Origin of the sequence: Alcaligenes sp. DN25 (assembly GCF_023674485.1) — a bacterium.
In the GTDB taxonomy this organism is placed as follows: Bacteria; Pseudomonadota; Gammaproteobacteria; order Burkholderiales; family Burkholderiaceae_B; genus Alcaligenes; species Alcaligenes phenolicus.
Genome location: NZ_CP098408.1, coordinates 2,964,536 through 2,988,804 on the forward strand (window position 1 = coordinate 2,964,536; position 24,269 = coordinate 2,988,804).

Sequence of the window (24,269 nt, forward strand, 5' to 3'; positions counted from 1 at the left end):
TATGCCAAACATCAGTCCTGCCTATGACACGGCCCGATCTGCACGCTTTTGCAGCCAAAGCCAAGCGACAAGACTGGCAACTACGGCCAACAGCATCGCGGCCGCCATGCGCACAGGCTGCCCGTAAACCCAAGGTACGCACCAGCCACTGACCAGGGAAAAGGTAGCCATCTGACAAAACCCCAGCAAGGAAGCCGCCAGCCCTGCGCGTGCGGGAACCTGCGCCAAGACCTGCATGGTCATCACCGGAAACAGCATGGCCAGCCCGGCGGCAAAGAATGCCGGCAACCCGACCGCCCACAGCAACGCGGGTTCTGCAGCACGTGCCAGGTAGGCGACATAGGCCAGGCAGCTCCCCAGCATCAAGCCATAGGCACAAGTAATCAGCTTGCGCGCTTCCCAACGTCGGGAGAGCAGAGCCGAGGCCAAGGCTCCCGCGCTGGCCCCAATCACCAAGGGCACGAACAAGGCAGCAAACGCGGTCTCGGGCAGCTTCAAGGTATGGGTGATGAAGTCAGGCGCGGCGCCAATCAAAAATGCCTGCGCACCGATCAACAAGCTCAAAGCCAGGCTCATCCCCATAAAAGAGATATTGCGCAGCAAAAACCATAGCTCGACCCGCAACTGCGACCAGACCAAAGGCTGGCGTCTGGACGTCGGCAAGGTCTCTGGCAGGCGCAGCGCGCACAGGCAAGCAGCCAGCGCGGCCAATACGGCCAGCATCCAGAACACGGAGCGCCAACCCAGATGGGCGATCAACTGCCCGCCCACAATCGGCGCCAGCGCGGGCGAGACATTGAACACCAGCACGATATAAGAAAATGTGCGCTGCGCCTGCTGCCCCTGATAGCAATCACGCACCATGGCCTGCCCGATGACCAAGCCAGCTCCGGCGGACAAGCCCTGCAGGACACGGCCCGCCAACAAGAACGAGAAGCTGGGCGCTACAGCCGCCATCACAGAACCTGCCACATAAACCAGCAAGGAAACCAGCACCACTGGCTTGCGTCCCCAGGCATCGGAGAAGGTACCATGCAAGAGCAACATGGCCGCATACGCAGACATATACACACCCAGGGTCTGCTGCACGCTGTGTGGCGGCACATTGAATTCCTGTTCCAGAGCGCTGAATGCAGGTAAATAGGCATCAATGGTGGCCGGTGCCACGCAGGCCAGCAGGCCCAACATCAAAACCATCAAGGGATACGGAGGAAGCAGGAAAGGCGGCACAGTCAAATACAAAAAGAAGCGGCCCACAAGGGGCAGGGTCTTTCAGCATGAGCGATGCAAGCACCGTCGGGGAATGCGCAATGCTTGAAGAGCTTTGGGCAATGACGGGACGGCCTAGTTCAATTCGCTGGGTGAGATGCCATAGCGCTCACGGAATGCCGTGGCGAAGTTGGTGGCATGGCGATAGCCTACATAGTGCGCTGCCTGCTGTACGCTCCAGCCTTGTGCCAGATACTCTCGCGCCAGTTCCAGCCTGCGCTCACGCAGCCAGCCAAATACCGAGCATTGATAGACCGCCTGAAACTTCACCCGCAAAGTGCTGGGACTCATGCAGGCCAGTTTGGCCAGATCTGCCAAGGTGTAGTCCTCGCCAGGCGAATGGTAGAGGCGCTCTCTGACACGTTCGAGCAATTGCCGGTCGCGCGCGGAGACGGGAGAATCTTTTTCTGTTTCTCGGGCCAGGCCATCCAGCGCATGAGCCAGCACTTGCAAGCTGACGCCCTCCAGCAACAGATTGTGCAAGGTGCCCTGCCAGGGGCTGTCTATCAACTGATCGATCGCGGTCAACAAATGCGGGGGCACCGCCCAGCGTTGCAATCGTATCCGCGAAGAACCCATGACGTTGGCCAGCATCTCTCCCAAGGGCGAGTCAGCCAAGCTGTCAGGCGTATGTAAAGTGATGTTCAAGCCACGCAAACGCTGCCCAGCAGGATGAGTTCCTGTCATGGCCACCGCGTCCGCATGTGCAATGGTGGCCCCACTTTGAGCCATCATGCTGACCGTGTTCTGGCTGGCGAGCTGAGTCTGCGCCCGACCCTGCAACATGACAATGGCCGAGAACTGCGGCGCGGCCAAAGAGGTCGCCTGGTACTGGTGGTGAGTGATGATGTCTGAAAGCACCATCTTCATGCCGGGCCGGACCTCGTATTCCTGCACCCGCCCTTCAGCAATACAAACCTGCTCCATGTCCTGCTTGGGACCGTTGTAATCCGGCAAGCAATAGCGAAAACCCGTCGGACTACCGAGTCGGTCAAAGTCCGATACCGTAAATCTGATCATAGGAGTGTGGGAGCAAGCAGCCCGAGCCAGGCCCGCAAATAATTCTTTAATGGCGCGGATGTCGGGAAAGGGTGAAATAGGCCACATGAGAATAACACACATTCTCAATTATATGGCGGCTTTATATTTCTACCCTTGCCGTCATGAAACCTGCGCTATCGGGATAGACTGGCAGGCAAGCCTGTCTCTGTACGCTGAACCAGCATGAAATTTATGATCCATACCATCGCTGCTCTCTTTTTCTGGTGGCTATTTTACGAACGCTATTACCAGTATCGCGACTGCATTCAAGCCGCTTCTTCAAGCTGCTATGGGCCTGAAGGTAATAACCTGATCAGTGGGGGAGCAGTCTGGTCTGTCCCCGCTTTGTTCTTTAGCAGCATCGCGGCTTACCAGCTGTATAAATTGATTCGTCACTACAGAGGCCGCGGGATGTAATAATAATCATTATCAACTTACCTTATCGCCCTACACTTTGATAATGACCTCCCTGCCCCGCTTTCTGATCAGTGCCGCCACGCTCTGCCTGGCGTTCACACTTCCCTCCCACGCCCAACAAACCCAGCGCCCCTGGAACGAGGCAGCCGGCCCCTCCATCGTAGACCAGCAACAAAGCCTGTACCGCTTCGAGACGCTGATCATGTCCTCGGAAGACGGCAAGCGGCACTACAAAATACAGATAGGCACGCCCAACCGTCCCGCCCCCGCACGCGGTCATCCGGTGATTTATATGGTGGATGGCAATGCCGCCATGGCCAGTATTGATGTGGACGACCTGAAAGCCATCAGCGCCTTGTCTGCCCCGGTCCTGGTTGCCATTGGCTACGACACCGAAGCGCGCCACGATGTGATTGCCCGCGCCTTCGACTACACGCCTCCCGTTACGGAAAACGGCGTCAGCAAACCTGTGGAAGTACGGGGCCGTTCAGGCGGCGGTGCAGATATTTTTCTGGACTATATAGAAACCCACATCAAGCCTGCCGTGGAAGAACGCGAGCCTATTGATCGCTCCCGCCAGACCCTGTGGGGCCACTCTTACGGCGGCCTGTTCGCCTTGCACACCCTGTTCACCCATCCTGATCTGTACCAGCGCTACGTGGCGGGCGATCCCTCCCTGTGGTGGGATGACGGGATTCTGGTCAAGACGGCTCAGGCTTTTGATACAACGCAGGCCAAGGACAAGCGCATTGCCATCATGGTGGGCGGGCAGCGCCGCAGTACCTCCATGAGCAATGCTGCGGCTCAATGGTCCGCACAGGATATGGCCAAGCATTTGCAGGATGCAGGGCTGAACGTCAGCTACGAAAACTTCAGCGACTTGAACCACGGGCAGATGCTGGCCGCCTCCTTGAAGCCTGCTCTGCGACTTGCGGCCCAGCCGTGATGCCTTCAAACCAAAGGCATCACTACTGATCGCTCTATCAGCGCCCTGCCCTCAAGGGCGCTGAGCTGCACCTATAAAGCCGCCGTCCGGCAACTTCAAGACACTGAAAGGCGCGGGCTCAATGACCGCTCCCTTGGCGTGAATGCCATCAATGACGGCGCCCATATTATCCGGCGACAAACCGGGCGTGAAAGCGGTCGCCTTCTCCCATTCCCCATTAGCGGTCTGCACAAAGACAGCACCATTATTCATGGGGTTGTTGACCGACAGAACAATCGCTTCGTCTCCCGCTTCGCCCGGCAACAAATCCACAAATACCAGCAAGCAACCGGCGTGGTTACCTTGAGTTCGAGTCTCGCAAGCCTTGGCCAGATAGGCGATGTCCCAACCTGGATAGGTTTCGATAAAGGACTGACGTAAAGGATGGTCAGCCGGAGAGCTGGGCAAAGAGCCCAAGAGCATCTGCCGCGCCTTGTCCTCACCGATGTCCCAGACTTCCAGATCCTTGTCCGGCACAGCCTCTTCAGAAGCTTCCTCAGACCTGCCAACCAACAGGTTTTTCTCAACCACATAGTCCACGGCCTTTTGCCCTGGCAGTCCCCAATACATTCTCATTTCCGTATCCGGGAACTCATCCGCGCTTAGCGTGCCGGCCTCCAGCCGGGCCACTTGCGAAGCCGCCGAGATCGCTTCGGGAGAGCCGATGCGAAGCAGCCAGATAATGGCCAGCACTATCAGGGCCAACGCCATCCCCACATTCGAACGGCGTACTCGCGCCATCCAGTGTTGAGGGTGGCAGGCAGCCCAGAAGTAACTCAAACCATAGCCCGCTGCCACCAGCGCTGCTGTCATGACCAGAACACGACTGGGGGTCCAACCATATTGAGCAACCCGCGCCCAAATCGCCCACAAGGCAACGCCTGCCAGCACGGGCATGACAAAACCCAGTAAACGGGCCGAGGCGCGCAATAAAGGGTTTGCGCTGGCATTCGTATCCTCGTCCGCAACAACAGAAGACACCAGAGTCGACGCCCCCAGAACAGCCGCCACGCACAGGGCGGCCAGTGGCAAGCCCTCACCCGTACGCCAGGGCAAGGCGACGATGAACACCACCATCACCACCAGCAAAACAGGGGTCAGCAAACGCAGCAGTTTCAGCAACAGAATGGGGGACAGATAGCCACCATCCGAGTCCGAGGCCAGCGCCAGACCGGCTCCCACCAAAGCACCAGACACCACAGCCGCAACCGTGGGTTCCAGCAGAACATCCCCTAACAGGGTGATGCCGACAAAGCTGAGCAACATATGGCACGCCATCAACACGCCCCAGGCTAGGCCGCAGAAGAACAATGCGACGGCCCAGGAACACACCATGGACCAACTCAGCTCGAACAGGCGACGGTAATCAGCCCAATCGCGTGGACGCTCTACCAGAATGGCAAGAAATGGCAGAGTAATAGTCGCCAGCAGCCCCATTGCCACCCACATCTGCGGGGCTCGCCAAAAAAGGGCGACCTCAGCATATCCCCCTTGCGCCTGCAAGATCAGCGCCGCGCTGGCCACTCCCAGCCCCAGGGACACCAGCAAGGCCTTGCGCACAGCGACGTGCATCAGCAAGGTGAAAGACGCCACCCCAAAGATTCCTACGGCCAACAGCAAGGACACCCAGATATGCTCGCGCGGCGCAGGCGCCATCATCAAATTGCTGAAGGCCACCCATTCAAGCAGGCCCAGCAGGGCCCCGGCCAAACACAAGGTCAGCGTCCGCCGGTTTTGTAAGGAAGAAAATGAGATCGCAATCATGGTGAGTAAAAAGCAGTCGATTCAACAATGACAGCATATGGAAAGCACCATTGCTGACGACATCAGGCCATAAAAGGAAAGCCCAGACTATGCCCTGCAAAACTGGGCTAGTTTAGTACGGTGAAGAGCCGTCTCTCAGTACCGGATAGAGCCGCTCTTGTAAGCAGACGTTAGGCCTGAAGATATCGATTACTTAGGCACTACCTGGAACGATCACCACCCCAATCCGTTCGGCCAGATCCAGCACGGCATCGTAGCTAACCGGATCTTCGCTCAAGCTCTGCGATGGGCCCTGGGCTTTCAAGACGCTTTTGACGATGCGATTCCCAAAGAGCATCACAGCTCGCGCCGAATCGTCCTGCCGGGACACCCAGCACAAGCCTTGGGCTTGGGGGCATTGCTGATAAATCGCGGCAGCCCACAGGCGGGTTGCCGGATATTGATCTTTTTCAGTGTCGATCAGTTGCTTGCGTGTCACACCCAGTTTCCTTAGCGAAACGCTGGCCAGATCCACTAACACCAAAGGCGCGTTCAGCAGCACGGTGGAATGCACCTGCCCCAACAGCTTTTTCTTGTCATAGCTTTTAAAGCCTGCGGCGTGCGGAACGTCATGAAAGACGGTCTCCATCATGGCGCAATCGCGGCTGGTGCCACCGTACAAGGTGGGAATCGGCTTGCCCTGTTCATCCTGAATCGGACTGAAACGCGCATTGCCCTGCGTGCCCGGATTGAACTGAGTCGCCAAATATTTATCTTGATGAACGCGATGCAGTAACTGCCCTTTGGGCCAGTCCATCAAGGTCAAACGCAGCTCACCACCTGGAGCGGAGATTGCCGATCCCCCCTCCTGCGGAAGGTGCTTTTTATCAGCGGCCGCGGGCGACGCTGGCTTAGCCATGAGCCACGGCTTGTACTTCGTCTTGAGCAGCGGCAATGACCTTTTCCGGTGCAGAAATCAACAAGTCCTGCGGGCGCTTGCCACCCAAGAAGCTGTTGGTGGACATGAACCAGTAGGCCATGCCCCAGCTGTCTTTATGTCCGGCCAGAATGTCGACCACTTGCGCCAAGGGTTTGGCGGGACGAAAGCTGGTGTCCGGGTCCAGACCGTAGCCGGGGAAATAATCCACACCACCATGATTGATGGCAAAAATCTGCCCCTGCTTCTTCCACTTGTTGGGCTGGGCACTGGGATTGCGCGTGCTCAATCCTGCCAGTTGCGCCACTTCTGCGGCACTGAGCCAGTCCCCGCTTTCCAGTACGGCCTTGCGGGCCTGCACCAGCATGGCAGCTTCTTTCAACAATCGGGGCGATGGGGGCGTGCGCGGCACCAGCACTTCGGCCAGGCGCTCCAGCGACTCCTTGTCCTGACGCTCTTGCAAGACCTCGAACATGGACGAGGCCACATTGGTGAAGTTCTCTGCCAAAGCCTTGAAGGCGGCCGGTTTGATGTGATCGAAAGCCAGCACCAGCACTTGTTCTGCCTTGGATTTGCCCAAACTTACCTTAACCTCTTTGGGCGTACCCACCAGGGTCGAGACGCTGGGACTACTTACCAGGACGCTCATGGATAGACTCCTTGAAGGTTATTTATGATGATTAATAATAGCATAACCCTGATAACCCAAAAACCGACCTGTACAAGCAAGCAGCCTAGCCTCAGCTACGTCCTTATCGCTCGTTCTGACACGCATCAGGCAGACGCGGCACCGCTGCCCTGCCGCATAAAACGGAACTCGCGCCATCAAGAAACTTAACTCCCCATTCCTATTTCTCTTCCCTATCTCTATTAGCGTCGTTGCAGCCCCCCATTGAGCAGACGAAAAAAAAACCTGAGCCGGCACAGCACCAGACTCAGGCAAAAAGGTTTCCGCTGTTAGCGGTCTATCAGAACGCGGCACTGTAAATAGCGAAGGCGTCGTCTTCAGTCACGTCGCGGGGGTTGTTACCCAGCAGACGGGTTTGTTTCATGGCTTCCTGGGCCATACGGCGCAGGTCGCTTTCCTTGATGCCGACTTCGCGCAGTTGACGCTCGATGCCGGTATCAATGGCGATCTGTTCCATGAAGTTGATGAAGGCTTCGGTCTTGGAGGCCTCATCACCCTGGATGCCGGGGATCAGCACTTCCGCCAGTTCGGCATACAGCGGAGCGGCGGCCGGAGCGTTGAAGCGCAGAACGTGGGGCAGCACCAGCGAGTTCGACAAGCCATGTGGCACGTGGAAAATACCGCCGATCGGGTAAGCCAATGCGTGTACGGCACCCACGGGAGCGTTCGCAAAAGCCTGACCAGCCAGCGTGGCACCCAGCAGGATGTCCTGGCGAGCCTCGGCATCCTGGCCGTTGCGACAAACGTGCACCAGCTTGCTGCCAATCAGACGCAGGGCCTGTTTGGCCAGATTGTCCGACAGCGGGTTTTTCAGAATACGGCTGGTGTAGGCCTCGATGGCGTGCACCATGGCGTCGATACCCGTCGCCGCAGTGATGCGCGGTGGCAAGCCCAATGTCAGTTGCGAGTCCAGAATGGCCAGATCAGCGTACAGCTCGGGCGCCACCACACCGGATTTGGTGGTTTCGCCGGTGGTCACGATGGAAATAGGCGTCACTTCCGAGCCTGTTCCCGCCGTGGTCGGGATCTGCACCAAGGGCAGGCGCGAGCCGCGCACATTATCAATGCCGTACATCTCTTGCAGGGGCTGGTCTGACGCCAGCAGGACGGCCAGCAATTTGGCCACGTCCATGGACGAACCGCCACCCAGGCCAACAACGATTTCCGTTTTGGCCTGGCGAGCGCGCTCCGTTGCCTGCAAAACAATGTGCTCTGGAGGATCGGCAATAACATCGTCAATCACTTGCACGGTCCAGCCGTTGGCTTTCAGATCAGCCAGGGCAGGATCCAGCAAGCCGCTCTCGTGCAGGAAACGGTCAGTCACCAGACAAACGCGCTCTTGCGAGTAGCGCTTGCGCAGGATCTGACCGAGCCGGGCAGCGGCTCCGCTTTCAACATAAATAGCGGGGGTGGTTCTGAACTCGAATGCCGACATGGGCTTTCTCCTTATGGTATGGCGGGCTGCGGTACTTCGATACGGCCGCGGTCCATCCGGTAGGTGTAATCAATCACATTGCCTGCGTGCTGCAAGTCAGCACCGGACAACAAGGCACTGAAGCCCTCTTTGCTCAACTCGCCCACCACTTCTGCAATACGCTTGGACAGCGCAGGAGCAACGCCTTCAAAAGGCTCGTCCAGCAAAAGCAGCTTGTCAGCCGTCATCAAGGCTCGGCCAATGGCGACCAGCTTTTGTTGACCGCCCGACAATTGCAGGGCGCGGCGTGGGCCAAACACTTTCAATTCAGGAATGATGCGCCAGACGCGATCCAGACGCTCTTCAATGTCCTGGGATTTCAGGGCCCAGGCGGGCAGGCGGATGTTCTCTTCCACGCTCAGCTCGGGGATCAGTTTGCGATCCTCGGGGGCAAAGCCCATGCCCAAACTGGTGCGACGGTAAGCGGGCATCTTGGCCAGTTCCTGACCATCAAACATGACCGAGCCACTGTCCACGGCCAGCAAGCCCATTACGGTGCGCATCAGCGTGGTTTTACCCGCACCGTTACGGCCGGCCAGACCCACGATCTGGCCTTGGCGCACTTGCAGGTTCACCTGGCGCAAGATGCTGGTGGGGCCAATACGTACATCCAGATTTTTGACATCAAGCAGCATTATCGGCCTCCTGTTTATTGCGTCCCACCGGCTCGCCGATGATGTATTCACGGACCTGCTCATGAGCCAGCACTTCGTCCGGAGTGCCATTGGCCAAAATGGTGCCGTCGTAGAAAGCCAGCACGCGATCGCTGTAGCGACGCACGATTTCCATATCGTGCTCCACAAACAGAACCGTCACGCCAGCATCACGAACCACTTTCATGACACGGTCCATCACTTCAAATTTCTCGTCACTGGCCACACCACTGGTGGGCTCGTCCAGCAACAGCACTTTAGGCTGGGCCACCATGGCCAAAGCAATGTCCAGCAACTTGCGAATCCCTTCAGGCAAGGTGCCTGCCTGGGACTGAGCAAAGGCGCTCAGGCCGAAACGCTCCAGAATCGCACTGGCTTCGGACAAGGGTTGCTTGGCCACGCCCAGGGCAATTTCCACGTTTTCCAAGGCGTTCAAGGAGGTGAACAGCTGAGGAATCTGGAAAGAACGGGCGATCCCCATGCGGGTCACTTCCCGGGGTGGCAAACCCGTGATCTCGCGACCGGCAAAAAAGATATTGCCGGAGTCCGGCTTCATGTAGCCGGTCAACATGTTCACGAAGGTGGTTTTACCTGCGCCATTGGTACCGATCAGGCCCGTAATGGTTTGCGCATGGATATCAACGGTCATATCGCGCGCAGCGTGGACAGCGCCAAACTGCTTGCACAAACCTTTAGCAGAAATCAAGGGTGACTGACTCATGAGCGGGCCCCTGTCGGTGAAGAAGAATCGTTGGAGGTAGCCGCTGCATTGCGACGGTTCAGAATACTGATCAGGCCACCGGGCAAGAACACAATCAGGGCCAACATGCTGACACCCATGACAATCTGCCAGGTGTTAGGAGCATATTGATAAGCCAGTGTGCGGATCAGTTCCAGGCTCAGCGCACCCAGGAAAGGTGCGTAAGCGTTACGAGTACCGCCCAGCACAGCAATAAAGATGAACTCGCCCGAAGTGGTCCAGAACGCCAGTTCAGGGTCCACGTGACCGATGCTCAGCGAGGACAAGGCACCGCCCAGACCAGCCAGAGCCGCCGCCAGCACGTAGCTCAGGTGAATATTGCGGTAAGCCGAAGCACCCAGATATTCAACGCGAATTTCATTGTCCTTGATGGCTGGGCCCAGACGACCGGCACGGCTGCGCAGAAAACCTTGCATGGCCCACAGCACAAAACCCACCAGAACCACGGTCAGGACGAACACGCCTGGACGCGAGAGGGTTTCAGCAAAGGCACCCCACATGAAGGAAGGCGCGTGCACGTTAAAGCCGTCACTGCCACCCAGGCTGGGGTTACGCACCAGCAAGCCGTACATGATCATGGACAGGGCCAGGCTCAGCATGGCGAAGAAAATATCGCGGTAGCGAGCCAGCAGAAAACCCAGAACCCAGGCCAGCAGCGCAGCGCAAGCAGCGGCAAATGGCAGCAGGATCACGGCTTCACGCCAGTCCAGGTAGTTCATGGCCATACCGACACCATAGGCGCCGATGCAGTAGTACAAGCCTTGACCAAAAGAGGCCAGGCCGGAGCGCAGCAAGAGCACCACGCCCAGGGCAACCAGGCCCTTGGCCAGCGCCACCGTGATCAGAAACTGCCAGGATGGCAGGCCAAAGCCCACAATCAGGGCGGCCACCGTAATGACCAGGGCAATCATGCCCTGCTTAAGCGTAATGTTGGTCTTGTTCATATCTTTCGGGCCTCGGCGGCAGCAAACAATCCTTTAGGACGGACGGCCAACACCAGTGCCATTACCGCGTAGATGGAGAAGAGTTCGATTTCAGGCCAGTAATGCACGGCAAAAGAGCGCACCAGGCCCACAATCACAGCGCCCAGAGCAGCACCAGGCAAGGAGCCCAGACCACCGATCACGACCACGGCGAAAGCCATCACGATGACTTCCACGCCCATGCCGGGAGCGACAGAGATGGTAGGAGCCGTCAGCGCACCACCCAGGGCGGCCAGCGTGGCACCAGCAATAAACGTCAGCAGGAAGTAGCGTTGCACGTTAACGCCCATGGCCTGACTGACTTCGCGGTCATGAATCACGGCCAGCAAGATGCGGCCTTGACGCGAATACTTCAGGAACAAGGTCAGGAACAGGCCAGCCAGAATGGCAGCCACAACAATCACGAAGCTGTAGGTGGGGTAGAACAGGTCGCCGAATTCGACGTTACCCAGCAAACCATAAGGTTCGGCGATCACATAAGGATCCACGCCCCAGACCAGCTTGACGGTATCTTCCAGGATCAGGAAGACCGCGTAGGTAATCAGCAAAGAGACAACAGGTTCTTCCTGGTAGAAGAAGCGCAGCAGGCCATATTCAATAACCAGCCCCAGCACCAAACCGGCAATAAGCGCGGCCAGGATCAGCATCAAATAGCTGCCGTATGGGCTTTGATCGGTAGAGAGCCACTGCGTCACCATGGTGACAGCGGTATAGGCGCCAATGGTATAGAGGCTGCCGTGGGCCATGTTCAGGATCTTCATCACACCATAGATCAGCGTGAGTCCGACCGCGACCAGAAACAGCCAGGCGGCGTACATGATGCCATCTATTAGGGCAGCAGAAAGAAGAGACATAGTCGGTTTCTGTGGAAAGGGAATAAAAAATGCCACCACGCCACAAGCTTGGTGCGCTTCTCCTTGGGGGAGGAGCCTTTACCTCGCAAGCAACTGGGCGGTAATGCACATACCACTGCGACGCCTTCGGTGTCCCCCTTACAGGGAGCCTTAACCTTGGGAGCGGCCCGGCGGTAAAAACCGGACATGCAAAAAACGGTCTTGCATGCCCGGATTGTCAGGGCAGCGTCCTTTTCAGGACGTCTGCTCGGATCAGTACTTCAGACCACCCTTGATCCAGTCGATGGACTTCACGCCTTCGGGTGGAGTGACTTCTTCAGGTTTGAAGTGACGCAAGTCGGTGTAGCTGATCACGCCTTTATCGTTTTTCACCACGCCCAAGGTCGTACCTTGAACAGCCTGGTGACCTTTACCCAAAGACATGGTCACGTCGCCCGATGGGCTCTCGAAGGTCAGGTGCTCGAATGCAGTAACCACTTGTTCGGTGGAAGGGGTTTTGCCTTCGTTGGCAGCCTGGGCTTTTTCGTAAGCCGCTTTCAGACCCAGCAGAGTTTGCGTCATCTTGTAGGACGGGTAGCTAGGATCTGCATTGAACTGTTCGCGGTAGCTGGCACGCAACCAACGGTTCAATTCATTGTCAGGAGCGAAAGCAGCGTGCGGGCCGCGAGCACCGATGATGGTGCCAGTCGGGATCTGGTTATTGGCACGGTGTGTTGCCGTTTCACCGGCGGTCAGCACGGTCAGGGTGTTGCGGAACAGACCGCGTGGCAGAGCCTGCACCACGAAGCCCTCCAGATCACCACCCCAGAAGCTGGAGTGAATCACTTCAGGACGGGCAGCCATCAAGGACGAGATTTCGGCGTTGTACTGACCAGCGCCCAGCTTGGGCATTTGCGAGGTCTTGGCTTCTACACCGGGCTTGAGGGCTTGCAGTGTGCCTTCAAAGTCGTGCCAGGCGTCCTGGCCCCAGGCGTAGTTCTGGTTGATACCAGCGTAGCTCTTCAACTCGGGGTTGCGCTCCAGCACAAAGCGGGCAGCAGCCACGTTGTCCATGGTGGCGTGAGCCACCGGACGGAACACGTATTTGTAGCTGGCATCTTCAAACAGACGCGGTGTGCCGCAGTCGAAAATCAGGGTCAGTTTTTTCAGCTCTTCAGCAACGGGGGCCACGGCCAGGCAATCACCCGAGGAGATGTAGCCAACCACGATGTCCACGTTCTGTTGCTGAACCAGGTTGCGGTATTCGCTGACCTGTTTGGCGGTGCCGCCGTTCTCGTCAATGAAAACCAGTTCAATCGGTGCGCCACCCAGACCCTTGGTGTTGTAAGGGGCAGGAACTTTACCTTCATTCAATTGGGCAGCCGTCAGTTCAGCGGCATTTTTGGCTGGAACGCCAAAAGGACCGGAAGCGGCGCCGGACAAGAAAGTCACCACACCAATCTTGATGGGTTTGACATCATCAGCGTTGGCAGTCGTGCTGGCCATCAGGCCAGCGGTGGCCAGTGTCAGGGCCAAAGTCAATTTTCGTGGGGTTGCAGACAGGATAGACATAGCGTCTCCTTTATTTAGCTTATTGTGGGGTTCTGCTGATGGGGTGCTCTATATAAGAGCGGCCCCCTTCGCTGCGCTGAGCGCGGGCATGTATCAACTTACAGCTGCTGGCACATGTATTTGATTTCCAGGTACTCATCGATTCCGTAACGGGAGCCTTCGCGACCCAGACCGGATTGCTTGACGCCACCAAAGGGAGCCACTTCGTTGGAAATCAAACCGGTATTGACGCCAACCATGCCGTACTCCAGCGCTTCGCCCATGCGCCAGGCACGTGCGTTGTCGCGGGTGAACAGGTAGGCAGCAAGACCATATTCGGTGTCATTGGCCATCGCGATCGCTTCGGCTTCGTCCTTGAAGCGGAACAAAGGCGCCACAGGGCCAAACAATTCTTCGCGGGCCACGCGCATGGCCGGTGTTGCATCACCCAGCACGGTGGGCGAGAAGTAGGTACCGCCCAGAGGATGAGGCTGGCCACCTTGCAGAACGCTGGCGCCATTTTCAACGGCGTCGTCAATCAATTCGCGCAAACGATTGACGGCTTTTTGCTCGATCAAAGGACCTTGCTCCACGCCCTCTTCCATACCGTTGCCCACTTTCAGGGCAGCAACCCGTTCGCTCAGGGCTTTGGCAAAGCGATCGTAAATACCGTCTTGCACCAGGAAGCGGTTGGCACACACACAAGTCTGACCGCTGTTGCGGTACTTGGAGGCCATGGCGCCTTCGATGGCGGCGTCCAGATCCGCATCGTCAAACACGATGAACGGGGCATTACCACCCAGTTCCAGCGACAGACGCTTGATGGTTGGAGCACACTGCGCCATCAACAAACGACCCACTTCGGTGGAGCCGGTAAAGGACAGCTTGCGCACAATGGGGCTTTCCGTCAGAGCGGCGCCCACCACACGGGATTGACCGGTGACCAACTGGAACACACCAGCAGGGATACCCACGCGCTCGGCCAGTACGGCCAGCGCCAGGGCAGTCAGGGGAGTCAGGTCGGCAGGACGAACAATAATGCTGCAACCGGCGGCCAGAGCTGGCGCTACCTTGCGGGTAATCATGGCCGCAGGGAAGTTCCAGGGAGTGATGGCAGCGCACACACCGACAGGCTGCTTGACCACCACAATGCGTTTGTCCGCTTGGGGGTGGCCGACCACGTCGCCATATACACGCTTGGCTTCTTCGCTGAACCATTCCACAAAGGAAGCGGCGTACAGCACTTCACCACGAGCCTCGGCCCAGGGCTTGCCCTGTTCCATGGTCATGATGGTGGCCAGGTCGTCCGCGTTGGCAACCAGCGCATCGAACCAGGCGCGCAACAGCTTGGCACGCTCGTGCCCGCTACGTGCCTTCCACTCGCGCTGGGCCACTTCAGCATCGCTGATGACCGCTTCGATTTCCGCTGTGGCCAGGCTGGCGACATTGGCCAGGCACTCACCCGTAGCAGGATTAAGAACGGCGAAAGTATTGCCATCGCCTGCCGAGACCCAACCCTGAGCGGTCCAGGACTGATCTTTTGCCAGGCTGGGATCCTTCAGTTTGCTAATCAATGATGCCGCGATATTGTTCATTATGCTGAACCTGTTTCTCTTATAGTGAACTTGGTAGAATTATAGGAGCCGAAAAATCGCGACGTCAACGAATCGGCTTACGGGTTTACCCGTAGAACATCAGTCACCGTATTTTTTGTTTTGGGGCATTTGAAGGCACAATGTAGAGTTGGCATCCCGACAGCAAATCTGGCCTAATTCAGGGCCTGTACGCCTGGTCTGTAGGCTGATTGCCCTATGAGATGCTTCTGGCTGTGCTGACAGAACCCTGCCCCTGTTCCCAGAGTTCAGCCCTGTCCATCCGGGCTTATTGGACTTCCTGTGTGTCGTTATGGAGTTAGTCGTAGTGGAAGAGAAGAAACTGGTTCCGGCTGTAGTACGTGCAGTCACCGTGCTGGACGAATTGGCGGCCTCGCCGGAGCCCCTGTCATTTACGGACCTGGTCAAACGCCTGGGTATGCCCAAAAGTTCCTTGTATGGTCTGTGCACCACCTTGCTGGATCTGCACCTGATCCGTAAGCTGGAAAATGGCAGTTTCACCCTGGGTACACACGTGATGGGCTGGGCCAATGCCTTCCTGTCTCAGCTGGATCTGACGCAGGAGTTTTTTGCCGCTTGGGACGATATGCGCGTCCTGCCCGAAGAGACCATCACCCTGTCCATTCTGGATGGCGAAGACGTGGTCTACATTGCCTGCCGCAACGGAACCCGCCCGCTGGGTTTCACCTTCCGTGCCGGGATGCGCTTGCCTGCGGTCTATACCGCTACCGGCAAAGCCATGCTCAGCACCTTGCCGGGATCGGAGCTGGAGCAGGCCTTGAATCACCCCTGGCCCGAACCGCTTACCGTGCATGGCCCGCGCAGCAAGGAAGACTTGATGGTGGAATTGAACGATGTGCAGCGCCTGGGATACTCCGTGGACGCCTGTGGCGTACGCGACGGCATGCACTGCTTTGGAGCTGCCGTGTTTGATTCCAATAACCGCGCTGCCGTGGCCGGAGTGGCCGTCAGCTTGCTGACCCAGGAAGCCGATGAAGCAGCCCAGCGCCGTGCCGGTGAAGCCATGCGCAAGCTGGCTAATCGCCTGTCAGAACGCCTGGGGGCGTCGCGCAAGGCATAAGCTTTTTCCAGCCTGCACAGCACGTTATAAAAACAAGGGGCGGCATCAGCAGCCCCTTTTTGTTTGAATTATTTCTTGATCCAGAAGGCGGTAGCGGCATCTACCCTGAAGTTTGTTTATAAAGCGCAGGCCTATGAACCCTGGCCTGGGCTGTCACCCCCGCCAGGCCTTGCAAGAAAACCAGTAAATCGCAGGAGCCCCCTGCACTGCCAGCCCTACTTGCTTGCTTGCTTGCTTGCTTGCTTGCTTGTCAACATCCAATCATCTTCCCCGCTTTCTATTTCCCAGCGATCGGCCCGCAAACGGTAAACTGTCGCTAAATCCTTTATTTTGCAGTCCTTTTTGATGTCACCCATCGTGCCCCATACCTCTTTCAGTACCCTCCCCCTTCTGCCTGCCTTGCTTGAAACCCTGGATAGCCTGGGTTTTGAAAAAATGACGACCATTCAGGAACAAAGCCTGCCCTTGATTCTGCAAGGCCGCGACCTGATCGCCCAAGCCAAGACCGGCAGCGGCAAAACCGCCGCGTTTGGCCTGGGTCTGTTGCAAACCCTCAACCCCAGCAAGCTGACTCCGCAAGCCCTGGTGATCTGCCCCACGCGCGAGCTGGCCGATCAGGTCACCACGGAACTGCGTCGTCTGGCCCGCCAGATTCCTAACGTGCGCATGCTGACTTTGTGCGGTGGTGTGCCTTCACGTCCGCAAACCGAAGCCTTGCGCAACGGTGCGCACGTGGTGGTGGGAACGCCGGGCCGTATTCAGGACCATCTGGAGCGCGGCAATCTGGACTTGTCCGCCCTGAAAACATTGGTCCTGGACGAAGCCGACCGCATGGTGGATATGGGCTTTCACGATGACATCGTGGCCATTGCCTCGCACTGCCCACCACGCCGTCAAACCCTGCTGTTCTCGGCCACTTATCCGGAAAATATCCGCAAGCTCAGCGCCCGCTTTCTGAAAAACCCTGCAGAAGTCAAAGTGGAAGCGCTGCACGATGCCAGCCAGATCGAACAGATCTTTTATGAAGTTCATCCTGAGCAACGTCTATCTGCCGTGGTGACCCTGCTGGAGCACTTCCGCCCCGCCTCTACCCTGATTTTCTGCAACACCAAGATGCGTTGCCAGGAAGTGGTGGAAGAACTGCAATCCGAAGGCATCCAGGCCCTGGCTCTGACCGGCGACCTGGAACAACGTGATCGCGACGAGATTCTGGTGCAGTTCTCCAACCAGAGCTGTGCCGTGCTGGTCGCGACCGATGTGGCGTCACGCGGTTTGGACATTCAGAATCTGGGGGCCGTCATCAACGTAGACGTCACCAAAGACAGCGAAGTGCATATCCATCGCGTGGGTCGGGTCGGCCGGGGTGATCAGAAAGGCCTGGCCCTGAATCTGGTCTCGCGCAGCGAACAGCGCTGGGTGAAGTTGATCGAGGAGTTCCAGGGCAGCGAAGTGAAATGGAGCAATCTGAAAGGCTTGCGCCCTCAGTCCAAAGAGCCGCTGCGCGCACCCATGATGACGCTGGAAATTCAGGGTGGCAAAAAAGACAAGCTGCGCCCCGGCGACCTGCTTGGTGCCCTGACCCGCGATGTGGGCCTGAAAGGCGAGCAGGTTGGCAAGATTGCGATTACCGATGCCCGTTCCTACGTGGCGCTGGACCGCAAGATTGCACGTCAATACTTTGACCGAATTGCCAACGCCAACATCAAAGGCCGACGCTTTCGCATGCGCTTTGTAGAAGATAAATAAATAGGACAGCGACAGTCCCTGAACCAAGGACCGGCAACGCCAGCACCATAACCTATTGGAAGCAATAGCCAGTGCCGTTGCCGAGTCTGCAAGCAGCAGCTCGTGCCATACCAGGCAGTTATTAGCTTAGGCAGCTAATTTTCAAAATAAATGCCGCAGCCAAAAAAAATATATAAACTACCTTTCAAGCCCAAAAGCGCCGCACGCTCCCACCGGAGCACACTAAAGCACACCCTTATCCAATTTTAAAAAAGGGACAGAAGCCTGGAATCATTAGCCAATTAACAAGCTATAAGCAAAAGGAACAGCCATGAGCAACCACGTTTTTTCTGCAACCGCAACGTTAATAGACCAACTAAAGATTGAATGCACTTCCAGGGATTTTTCCATTGTTCTGGATGAACCCGGCAAGAGAGATAATGGCAGCGGCGGGATGACTCCCCTGGAGGCCCTGCTTTCAGCAATTGGCGCCTGTAAATGCATTGCTGCAAAAAGCTTTGCAAAGAGTCAAAAAATTGACTTAATCGACATCAAAATCGAGATGGACGGTGAAATAGACACAGATGGCTTCTACGGGATCAATAAAGAGGCCAAAATGGGATTTCATAAAATTACGTGCAAATACTATATCCAGGCCAATAACAATGATGAAGAAATAGAAGAATTCGTCAATTTCATTGAAAGAACCTGCCCAGTTCTGGACACAATAATAAATACGCCTGAACTGTCAAACGAGATCCACATTATCAAACAGTAAGATAGAGCCCGTATTTTTGAAAAACGCCCTCGCCTGTATGTGCAACTACATACAGGCGATTTTGCTGGGAGCCAGTTTCAAATGACTGGCAGCCGAGGGGCCCGAACCGTGCCAGCGAGCCAGCTCCCGTATACGTTCTATCAGGCTGACCGCAGCCTCGCTCATGCAGCCAGTATCTCGTGGATAGGCCATCAATAATTCACAGCGCGGGCCGCCACCGATCAAGGGGCGCGACACCACATTCTTGGGCATGAAGTATTCCGCGTAGGTAGGCAGCAAGGTATAACCCAGGCCAGCAGCGACCAGATTAATACTCATCAGGGGGTTGGCCGAGTTATAGGTGTGCTCGGGCACCACTTTATGATGAGCCAGATAGCGGGCCAGCACATCGTGCATGGAGCGGCCATAGGAACGATCCACCGCAATCATGGGCAAGCGATTCAGGCGTGCCGGCGGGATCAGACTATAAGCCTCCAGGCTATGCCCCTGAGGCAGATACACTCGCAAGGGCTCATCCAGCACCACTTCGCTGAACACATTGGTGGCGCGCACCGGGCCGCGCATGAACCCCAGGTCCAGCTCGCCACGCGCCAGCGCTCCCTCCTGCTCATTGGAAGTCAGGCTGCGCAACACTACATCGACCTGAGGAAAGGCTGCGCGAAAAGCGGGCAGCACTGCTGGAAAGATACGCACCTCGGCCGCGGGCACAAAGCCTATCGTCAGCACTTCCCGCGCCTGCGAGGCCGCCTTGCCGGCTCGCTGTACGGCCTCCTCCACCTTGTGCAGGATCTCGCGCGCGTCATCCAGGAAAATCACACCAGCTTCGGTCAATTCGACTTTACGGCGCGTGCGGTTCAGCAAGGGATAACCGATTTCTTCTTCCAGATTTCGGATCTGCTCGCTCAAGGAGGGTTGAGAGGTATACAACCGCTCGGCAGCACGGGTGAAATTCAACTCTTCCGCGACTGCAACAAAGTAACGCAAGTGTCGCAACTCCAAGTTTGTCTCCTGTCAAATTGATCGTTCCCTGCCCGGAACGTACCCGCACAGCGTTGGACGCAGCCTGCTGTGAGGACCAAAACAAGCCTTTCTTTTAGGCACTATTGTCGCCGCTCCCACGCCCTGAAAAGCAGACCCAATCTTCAATGCTGCAGCGCAGCAATCATAGCTAGCGTAAACCCTAGGTGTCGCCAAAGCCGCATCAATACTGGCCTGAAACCGAAACCCACATGCAAGCAAGGGGTTTTAGAGGGACTTATCGGGTTTGCCGATCACCCGATCTAAAGCAAGTATTGGTCGGATTCATTTCAAGCTTCTACATTTTGCCGCTAGCGACAAAAACCTGTTTTGCAAAAGCACGCATTGCAATAGCGAGGAGCAAACGATGGGAATCAACCCTGAAAAAATCGAAGCCTTGGTCGATGCACGTAATGGACGCGTCACCCCCTCCATTTACACCGACCCGGATATTTATGAGCTGGAGCTGGAGCGCATCTTTGGCCGCACCTGGCTGTTCTTGTGCCACACCAGCCAGATTCCCAAAGCGGGAGACTTCTTCAATACCTATATGGGCGAGGACCCGATCATCGTGGTTCGTCAGAAAGACGGCTCGATCAAGGCCTTCCTGAACCAATGCCGACACCGCTCCATGCGCGTGTCTTATGCAGACTCGGGCAACACCAAAGCCTTTACCTGTCCCTACCACGGCTGGAGCTACGGCACCAACGGCGATCTGGTGGATGTACCGCTGGAGCCACGCGCCTATCCGCAAGGCTTGTGCAAGGAAAAGTGGGGCCTGCAGGAAGTAACCCGCGTCAAAGTATACAAAGGCCTGGTCTTTGGCAACTGGGATGCCACAGCGCCTGATCTGGAAGAGTACATGGGCGACATTGCCTGGTACCTGGACGGTGTTCTGGACCGACGCGAAGGCGGCACTGAAATCATCGGTGGTGTTCAGAAATGGACCATCGAATGCAACTGGAAATTCCCCGCCGAGCAGTTTGCCTCCGACCAGTATCACGCCCTGTTCTCGCACGCCTCTGCCGTGCAAGTGCTGGGCCAGAAACCCGGTGATGAGGACAAGGCTCTGGGCGCCGGACAAACCGCACGCCCGGTTTGGGAAACCGCCAAGGACGCCGTCCAGTACGGCCAGCGCGGCCATGGCAGTGGCTTCTTCTTTACCGAGCAGCCCGACGCCAACGTGTGGGTGGACGGTGAAGTCTCCCAGTACTTCCGCGACACCTATGCCGAAGCCCACGAACGCCTGGGTGAAGTCCGCGCCCTGCGCCTGGCCGGTCACAACAATATGTTCCCTACCCTGAGCTGGTTGAACGGCACCGCCACACTACGCGTCTGGCATCCCCGTGGCCCCAATCAGGTAGAAGTCTGGGCCTTTTGCATTGCCGATGCAGCCGCCCCCGACGATGTAAAAGCCGCCTTCGAGCGCAGCGCTACCCGTGCCTTCGGTCCCGCCGGTTTCCTGGAACAGGACGACTCCGAGAACTGGGCTGAAATCCAGAAAATCCTGCGTGGCAAACGCGCTCGCGGCACGCAACTGTGCATGGAAATGGGCTTGGGCAATGAAGGGCTGCGCAGCGATGGCGTACCCGGTGTGACCAATTACATCTTCTCCGAGACCGCCGCCCGTGGCCTGTACAAGTACTGGGCCGACCTGATGGTGTCCGAGACCTGGGATGAAGTGCTGGAGCGCAGCCGTGCCTACGAAGAGGAGCTGGTGAAATGAGCGCCGTCATTCAAGAGCCGACTCAAGCGGCCATCGTCGACATGCAGCTGCATCACGAGATTGCCGACTTTTTGTACCAGGAAGCCGAACTGCTGGATGACTGGCAGTTCCGTGACTGGCTGGACCTGCTGTCCGAGGATGTGCACTACCACATGCGCAGCACGACCAATGCGCAAACCCGCGATCGTCGGCGCAGTGTGCAGCCACCGAGCACCTGGATCTTCAACGACAACAAGTTCCAGCTGGAGCGCCGCGTCGCACGTCTGGAAACCGGCATGGCCTGGGCGGAAGAGCCCCCTTCCCGCACCCGTCACTTTGTGAGCAATCTGCGTATCCGCCCAACGAGCGATGGCCAGGGCTACGAGATCCGCAGCAACTACATCCTGTACCGCGCTCAGAAAGAACGGGATGAGACCTGGTATGCCGGCAAACGCATTGATTGCGTGCGCCGCAGCGACAACCGCTTTGGTTGGGAGCTGTACGAACGCGAAATCGTTCTGGATCAGGTCGTCATTACCTCCCACAACTTAAGCGTTCTGTTCTGAACCCGCTTATTTTCCGATGTTGATTGATATGACCCGCATTACTGCATGTGAAACCGGTGCGCTGGCCGATGGCGAAGCACTGAAGATAGACACCCCCGAGCGCCAGATCGCCTTGTTCAATATCGCTGGCACCTTCTACGCCACGGACGACCGCTGTACCCACGGCAACGCGTCCATGTCCGAAGGCTATGTCGAGGACGACGGCACCGTGGAGTGCCCCTTGCACGCTGCCCGCTTCTGTCTGAAAACGGGCGCGGCACTGTGCCAGCCCGCCACGGAAGCGCTGCGTACCTATCCGGTCATCATCAGCGAAGGCATGGTCTATATCGATCTGGAGGCCCAGGCATGAAAGGCTGGCTTGAAAACGAAGTCGCACTGATCACCGGAGGCGGCTCCGGCCTGGGCCTGGCTCTGGTGGAACGCTTTTTGAAAGAAGGGGCCAAGGTGGCCGTGCTGGAACGTTCGGCAGAAAAATGCGCCCAGCTGGAGCAGCACTTTGAAGGCAAGGTGCTGGCCGTCCAGGGGGACGTGTGCAGCGCGGCCGACAATCAAAAAGCGGTCGCTGCCACAGTGGCCCGCTTTGGCAAGCTGGACTGCTTTATCGGCAATGCGGCTGTCTGGGATCACGGCGCACGCCTGATCAACACCAGCATGGAGCAATTGGACAAAGGCTTTGATGAGCTATTTGCCATCAACGTCAAAGGCTATCTGCTTGGGGCCAAAGCGGCTGCCGCCGAGCTGGTGAAATCCTGCGGCAGCATGATCTTTACCTTGAGCAACTCCGCCTTCTACGCCGAAGGCGGTGGCCCTTTGTACACCGCCAGCAAGCACGCGGCGGTCGGTCTGATCCGTGAACTGGCATTCGAGCTGGCCCCCAAGGTACGCGTCAATGGCGTGGGCCCTTGCGGCATGAAAACCGATCTGCGCGGACCGCAGGCTTTGGGTCAGCAAGACACCCGCATCATGGACTCTCGCTCGCCCGATGCAATCAAGGCCATCCTGCCCCTGCAGTTCTTCCCCGAACCAGAAGAATTTACCGGCCCCTTTGTGCTGCTGGCATCACGCCAGAACAACCAGACGCTGACCGGCGTCATGATCAATGCTGATGCGGGCCTGGGTATCCGGGGCATCCGCAATGTGGCTGGCGGTCTGGAGCTGTGATGCAAGCACCACATATCCTCATTATTGGAGCTGGGCAGGCCGGTACCACAGCAGCCGCTGAACTGCGCAGCCGTGGCTTTCAAGGCTCGATCACGCTGGTCAGTGATGAGCCTCATCTGCCCTATGAGCGTCCACCGCTGTCCAAGGATGCCTTGCTCAACCCCGAACAGGCCCAACTGACACTGCACCCCGCAAGTTTCTACCAGGAACAGAATATTGATCTGAAACTGGGCGTACGTGCTGTGGCTATTGATGCTCAAGCTCGTCAGGTCAGTCTGTCCAATGGTGACAGCCTGAACTACGACTCGCTGCTGCTGGCCACCGGTGCGCAGGCCCGACGCCTGCCCGAACTGGATGCTTTGGGTTCCGTATCGCATGTGCTGCGCACCCTGGACGATGCCCATCGCATTCGCGCCCAGATCAAACCCGGTAGTCATGCACTGCTGGTAGGGGCTGGCGTGATTGGTCTGGAGCTGGCCTCCAGCCTGGTCGCCATGGGCGCAACTGTCGAGCTGATCGACCCGGCCACCCGCATCATGTCGCGCAATGCTCCCGAAGTCTTGAGCGATTACTTGCTCGGCATCCATCAAGCGCGTGGCGTCCACGTTCATCTGGGCACCCATGTCGAGCATGCAAGCCTTGAAGCTGAACAAAAAATTGCTTTGACACTCAGCAACGGCAAGACACTGCAAGGTGATCTGCTGATTTACGGCGTAGGCGTCACCATAGACACCTGCCTGGCTGACAGTGCCGGGCTAAATACCGAGCAAGGCGCCGTGGTCATTGATGAGCATGGCCGCAGTTCCTGCCCAGGCATTTATGCCGCCGGCGACACCACCGTTCAGATCGGGCTGGATGGCCGCTGGCAGCGGCAGGAAACCTGGGAGAACGCCAACCGCCAGGCCGTGATGGCTGTGTGCCACATGCTGAACCAGGAACCCGCCAAAGCCACTCCCTCCTGGTTCTGGACCGATCAATGCGACCTGAACATTCAATTCGCCGGGGAGATGCAGGCGGCTCATTGGGTCCTGCGTGGCTCACTGGAGCAAACGCCCTTTGTGCTGATCGGCCTGGACCCGGAAGGTGCCATCTGTGGCGCCATCACCGTCAACCAAGGTCGCGATATGCGTCCCTTGAAGGAATTGATTGAACAAAGAGCCATCTTGCCATTGGAGGTCTGGGCCGATACCACCCAGGCCTTGCGCAATCTGGCCAAACAGGGGGCGAGCCTTGCGCTTGCCGCACAAGCCGCGGCTCCATGCGTCGCGGCCCCTTCACACTCATAAAAC

General features: G+C 57.4%; 23 protein-coding genes. 10 read left to right on the forward strand and 13 right to left on the reverse strand.

The annotated features are described in order from the left end of the window. Window positions 1-21 precede the first annotated feature (21 nt). Window positions 22-1,197: a Bcr/CflA family efflux MFS transporter gene (locus tag NBV64_RS13825; RefSeq protein WP_250755959.1), complete on the reverse strand. Its 1,176-nt coding sequence runs from the start codon at window positions 1,195-1,197 to the stop codon at window positions 22-24. A 147-nt stretch (window positions 1,198-1,344) separates the two neighbouring features. Then, window positions 1,345-2,289 carry a helix-turn-helix transcriptional regulator gene (locus NBV64_RS13830; protein ID WP_083053909.1) on the reverse strand — a complete coding sequence of 315 codons (945 nt, stop codon included), beginning with the start codon at window positions 2,287-2,289 and terminating at the stop codon, window positions 1,345-1,347. Window positions 2,290-2,502: 213 nt separating this feature from the next. On the opposite strand from NBV64_RS13830, the gene NBV64_RS13835 reads away from it, so the two are divergent. Both NBV64_RS13835 and NBV64_RS13840 read left to right on the forward strand, forming a co-directional pair. Then, the gene (locus NBV64_RS13835; protein WP_250755960.1) at window positions 2,503-2,727 is read left to right on the forward strand and encodes a hypothetical protein; all 225 of its coding nucleotides are present in this window, start codon (window positions 2,503-2,505) and stop codon (window positions 2,725-2,727) included. A 43-nt stretch (window positions 2,728-2,770) separates the two neighbouring features. Continuing rightward, a complete protein-coding gene (locus NBV64_RS13840; protein ID WP_250755961.1) occupies window positions 2,771-3,673 on the forward strand; it encodes an alpha/beta hydrolase in 903 nt (300 codons plus the stop codon). Window positions 3,674-3,724: 51 nt separating this feature from the next. Here the strand turns inward: NBV64_RS13840 and NBV64_RS13845 are convergent, their stop codons facing one another. From NBV64_RS13845 to NBV64_RS13890, 10 genes are all read right to left on the reverse strand, one after another. Then, window positions 3,725-5,476, reverse strand: coding sequence for a DUF4153 domain-containing protein (locus NBV64_RS13845; RefSeq protein ID WP_250755962.1), 1,752 nt, complete (start codon window positions 5,474-5,476; stop codon window positions 3,725-3,727). A 193-nt stretch (window positions 5,477-5,669) separates the two neighbouring features. Next, window positions 5,670-6,374 carry an RES family NAD+ phosphorylase gene (locus tag NBV64_RS13850; protein ID WP_250755963.1) on the reverse strand — a complete coding sequence of 235 codons (705 nt, stop codon included), beginning with the start codon at window positions 6,372-6,374 and terminating at the stop codon, window positions 5,670-5,672. Continuing rightward, entirely contained in the window at window positions 6,367-7,041 is a 675-nt protein-coding gene (locus NBV64_RS13855; protein ID WP_250755964.1) for a hypothetical protein, read from the reverse strand. The genes NBV64_RS13850 and NBV64_RS13855 overlap by 8 nt, the downstream gene beginning before the upstream one ends. A gap of 319 nt (window positions 7,042-7,360) precedes the next feature. Beyond that, window positions 7,361-8,515, reverse strand: coding sequence for an iron-containing alcohol dehydrogenase (locus tag NBV64_RS13860; RefSeq protein WP_021446920.1), 1,155 nt, complete (start codon window positions 8,513-8,515; stop codon window positions 7,361-7,363). An 11-nt stretch (window positions 8,516-8,526) separates the two neighbouring features. Next, entirely contained in the window at window positions 8,527-9,189 is a 663-nt protein-coding gene (locus NBV64_RS13865; protein WP_009459228.1) for an ABC transporter ATP-binding protein, read from the reverse strand. Continuing rightward, window positions 9,179-9,928, reverse strand: coding sequence for an ABC transporter ATP-binding protein (locus NBV64_RS13870; RefSeq protein WP_009459230.1), 750 nt, complete (start codon window positions 9,926-9,928; stop codon window positions 9,179-9,181). Before NBV64_RS13870 ends, NBV64_RS13865 begins: the two co-directional genes overlap by 11 nt. Then, entirely contained in the window at window positions 9,925-10,911 is a 987-nt protein-coding gene (locus NBV64_RS13875; RefSeq protein ID WP_021446921.1) for a branched-chain amino acid ABC transporter permease, read from the reverse strand. Before NBV64_RS13875 ends, NBV64_RS13870 begins: the two co-directional genes overlap by 4 nt. Continuing rightward, on the reverse strand, window positions 10,908-11,804 hold the full coding sequence (locus tag NBV64_RS13880; protein WP_250755965.1) for a branched-chain amino acid ABC transporter permease: 897 nt from the start codon (window positions 11,802-11,804) through the stop codon (window positions 10,908-10,910). The genes NBV64_RS13875 and NBV64_RS13880 overlap by 4 nt, the downstream gene beginning before the upstream one ends. A 252-nt stretch (window positions 11,805-12,056) precedes the next feature. Beyond that, entirely contained in the window at window positions 12,057-13,355 is a 1,299-nt protein-coding gene (locus NBV64_RS13885; RefSeq protein WP_009459234.1) for an ABC transporter substrate-binding protein, read from the reverse strand. A 98-nt stretch (window positions 13,356-13,453) separates the two neighbouring features. Further along, on the reverse strand, window positions 13,454-14,929 hold the full coding sequence (locus tag NBV64_RS13890; protein WP_009459235.1) for an NAD-dependent succinate-semialdehyde dehydrogenase: 1,476 nt from the start codon (window positions 14,927-14,929) through the stop codon (window positions 13,454-13,456). 310 nt (window positions 14,930-15,239) lie between these two features. Between NBV64_RS13890 and NBV64_RS13895 the strand changes: the two genes are divergently transcribed. From NBV64_RS13895 to NBV64_RS13905, 3 genes are all read left to right on the forward strand, one after another. Next, the gene (locus NBV64_RS13895; protein ID WP_031232690.1) at window positions 15,240-16,028 is read left to right on the forward strand and encodes an IclR family transcriptional regulator; all 789 of its coding nucleotides are present in this window, start codon (window positions 15,240-15,242) and stop codon (window positions 16,026-16,028) included. 345 nt (window positions 16,029-16,373) lie between these two features. Continuing rightward, entirely contained in the window at window positions 16,374-17,774 is a 1,401-nt protein-coding gene (dbpA, locus tag NBV64_RS13900) for an ATP-dependent RNA helicase DbpA (RefSeq protein WP_425541740.1), read from the forward strand. Between the two features lie 310 nt (window positions 17,775-18,084). Further along, window positions 18,085-18,531, forward strand: coding sequence for an OsmC family protein (locus NBV64_RS13905; RefSeq protein WP_239054546.1), 447 nt, complete (start codon window positions 18,085-18,087; stop codon window positions 18,529-18,531). Window positions 18,532-18,576: 45 nt separating this feature from the next. Here NBV64_RS13905 and NBV64_RS13910 read toward each other — a convergent pair whose 3' ends face one another. After that, the gene (locus NBV64_RS13910; protein WP_009459251.1) at window positions 18,577-19,530 is read right to left on the reverse strand and encodes a LysR substrate-binding domain-containing protein; all 954 of its coding nucleotides are present in this window, start codon (window positions 19,528-19,530) and stop codon (window positions 18,577-18,579) included. Window positions 19,531-19,915: 385 nt separating this feature from the next. Between NBV64_RS13910 and hcaE the strand changes: the two genes are divergently transcribed. Genes hcaE through hcaD form a run of 5 tightly spaced genes read left to right on the forward strand, consistent with a single transcriptional unit; the run spans window position 19,916 to window position 24,266 of the window. Further along, entirely contained in the window at window positions 19,916-21,274 is a 1,359-nt protein-coding gene (gene hcaE, locus NBV64_RS13915; protein ID WP_009459253.1) for a 3-phenylpropionate/cinnamic acid dioxygenase subunit alpha, read from the forward strand. After that, a complete protein-coding gene (gene hcaF / locus NBV64_RS13920) occupies window positions 21,271-21,819 on the forward strand; it encodes a 3-phenylpropionate/cinnamic acid dioxygenase subunit beta (RefSeq protein ID WP_009459254.1) in 549 nt (182 codons plus the stop codon). The genes hcaE and hcaF overlap by 4 nt, the downstream gene beginning before the upstream one ends. A 28-nt stretch (window positions 21,820-21,847) precedes the next feature. Beyond that, complete coding sequence (hcaC, locus tag NBV64_RS13925) at window positions 21,848-22,168, forward strand: 3-phenylpropionate/cinnamic acid dioxygenase ferredoxin subunit (RefSeq protein WP_060186504.1); 321 nt, start codon at window positions 21,848-21,850, stop codon at window positions 22,166-22,168. After that, entirely contained in the window at window positions 22,165-22,980 is an 816-nt protein-coding gene (gene hcaB, locus NBV64_RS13930; RefSeq protein WP_060186371.1) for a 3-phenylpropionate-dihydrodiol/cinnamic acid-dihydrodiol dehydrogenase, read from the forward strand. The genes hcaC and hcaB overlap by 4 nt, the downstream gene beginning before the upstream one ends. Next, on the forward strand, window positions 22,980-24,266 hold the full coding sequence (gene hcaD / locus NBV64_RS13935) for a 3-phenylpropionate/cinnamic acid dioxygenase ferredoxin--NAD(+) reductase subunit (RefSeq protein WP_250755966.1): 1,287 nt from the start codon (window positions 22,980-22,982) through the stop codon (window positions 24,264-24,266). Before hcaB ends, hcaD begins: the two co-directional genes overlap by 1 nt. The last annotated feature ends 3 nt before the right edge of the window (window positions 24,267-24,269 follow it).

What these genes read in the sequence shown, in the direction of transcription:
- NBV64_RS13825 (WP_250755959.1), bottom strand. Translation starts at nt 1,197, where the DNA reads ATGGTTTTGATGTTGGGCCTGCTGGCCTGCGTGGCACCGGCCACCATT.
- NBV64_RS13830 (WP_083053909.1), bottom strand. Translation starts at nt 2,289, where the DNA reads ATGATCAGATTTACGGTATCGGACTTTGACCGACTCGGTAGTCCGACG.
- NBV64_RS13835 (WP_250755960.1), top strand. Translation starts at nt 2,503, where the DNA reads ATGATCCATACCATCGCTGCTCTCTTTTTCTGGTGGCTATTTTACGAA.
- NBV64_RS13840 (WP_250755961.1), top strand. Translation starts at nt 2,771, where the DNA reads ATGACCTCCCTGCCCCGCTTTCTGATCAGTGCCGCCACGCTCTGCCTG.
- NBV64_RS13845 (WP_250755962.1), bottom strand. Translation starts at nt 5,476, where the DNA reads ATGATTGCGATCTCATTTTCTTCCTTACAAAACCGGCGGACGCTGACC.
- NBV64_RS13850 (WP_250755963.1), bottom strand. Translation starts at nt 6,374, where the DNA reads ATGGCTAAGCCAGCGTCGCCCGCGGCCGCTGATAAAAAGCACCTTCCG.
- NBV64_RS13855 (WP_250755964.1), bottom strand. Translation starts at nt 7,041, where the DNA reads ATGAGCGTCCTGGTAAGTAGTCCCAGCGTCTCGACCCTGGTGGGTACG.
- NBV64_RS13860 (WP_021446920.1), bottom strand. Translation starts at nt 8,515, where the DNA reads ATGTCGGCATTCGAGTTCAGAACCACCCCCGCTATTTATGTTGAAAGC.
- NBV64_RS13865 (WP_009459228.1), bottom strand. Translation starts at nt 9,189, where the DNA reads ATGCTGCTTGATGTCAAAAATCTGGATGTACGTATTGGCCCCACCAGC.
- NBV64_RS13870 (WP_009459230.1), bottom strand. Translation starts at nt 9,928, where the DNA reads ATGAGTCAGTCACCCTTGATTTCTGCTAAAGGTTTGTGCAAGCAGTTT.
- NBV64_RS13875 (WP_021446921.1), bottom strand. Translation starts at nt 10,911, where the DNA reads ATGAACAAGACCAACATTACGCTTAAGCAGGGCATGATTGCCCTGGTC.
- NBV64_RS13880 (WP_250755965.1), bottom strand. Translation starts at nt 11,804, where the DNA reads ATGTCTCTTCTTTCTGCTGCCCTAATAGATGGCATCATGTACGCCGCC.
- NBV64_RS13885 (WP_009459234.1), bottom strand. Translation starts at nt 13,355, where the DNA reads ATGTCTATCCTGTCTGCAACCCCACGAAAATTGACTTTGGCCCTGACA.
- NBV64_RS13890 (WP_009459235.1), bottom strand. Translation starts at nt 14,929, where the DNA reads ATGAACAATATCGCGGCATCATTGATTAGCAAACTGAAGGATCCCAGC.
- NBV64_RS13895 (WP_031232690.1), top strand. Translation starts at nt 15,240, where the DNA reads ATGGAGTTAGTCGTAGTGGAAGAGAAGAAACTGGTTCCGGCTGTAGTA.
- dbpA (WP_425541740.1), top strand. Translation starts at nt 16,374, where the DNA reads ATGTCACCCATCGTGCCCCATACCTCTTTCAGTACCCTCCCCCTTCTG.
- NBV64_RS13905 (WP_239054546.1), top strand. Translation starts at nt 18,085, where the DNA reads ATGAGCAACCACGTTTTTTCTGCAACCGCAACGTTAATAGACCAACTA.
- hcaE (WP_009459253.1), top strand. Translation starts at nt 19,916, where the DNA reads ATGGGAATCAACCCTGAAAAAATCGAAGCCTTGGTCGATGCACGTAAT.
- hcaF (WP_009459254.1), top strand. Translation starts at nt 21,271, where the DNA reads ATGAGCGCCGTCATTCAAGAGCCGACTCAAGCGGCCATCGTCGACATG.
- hcaC (WP_060186504.1), top strand. Translation starts at nt 21,848, where the DNA reads ATGACCCGCATTACTGCATGTGAAACCGGTGCGCTGGCCGATGGCGAA.
- hcaB (WP_060186371.1), top strand. Translation starts at nt 22,165, where the DNA reads ATGAAAGGCTGGCTTGAAAACGAAGTCGCACTGATCACCGGAGGCGGC.
- hcaD (WP_250755966.1), top strand. Translation starts at nt 22,980, where the DNA reads ATGCAAGCACCACATATCCTCATTATTGGAGCTGGGCAGGCCGGTACC.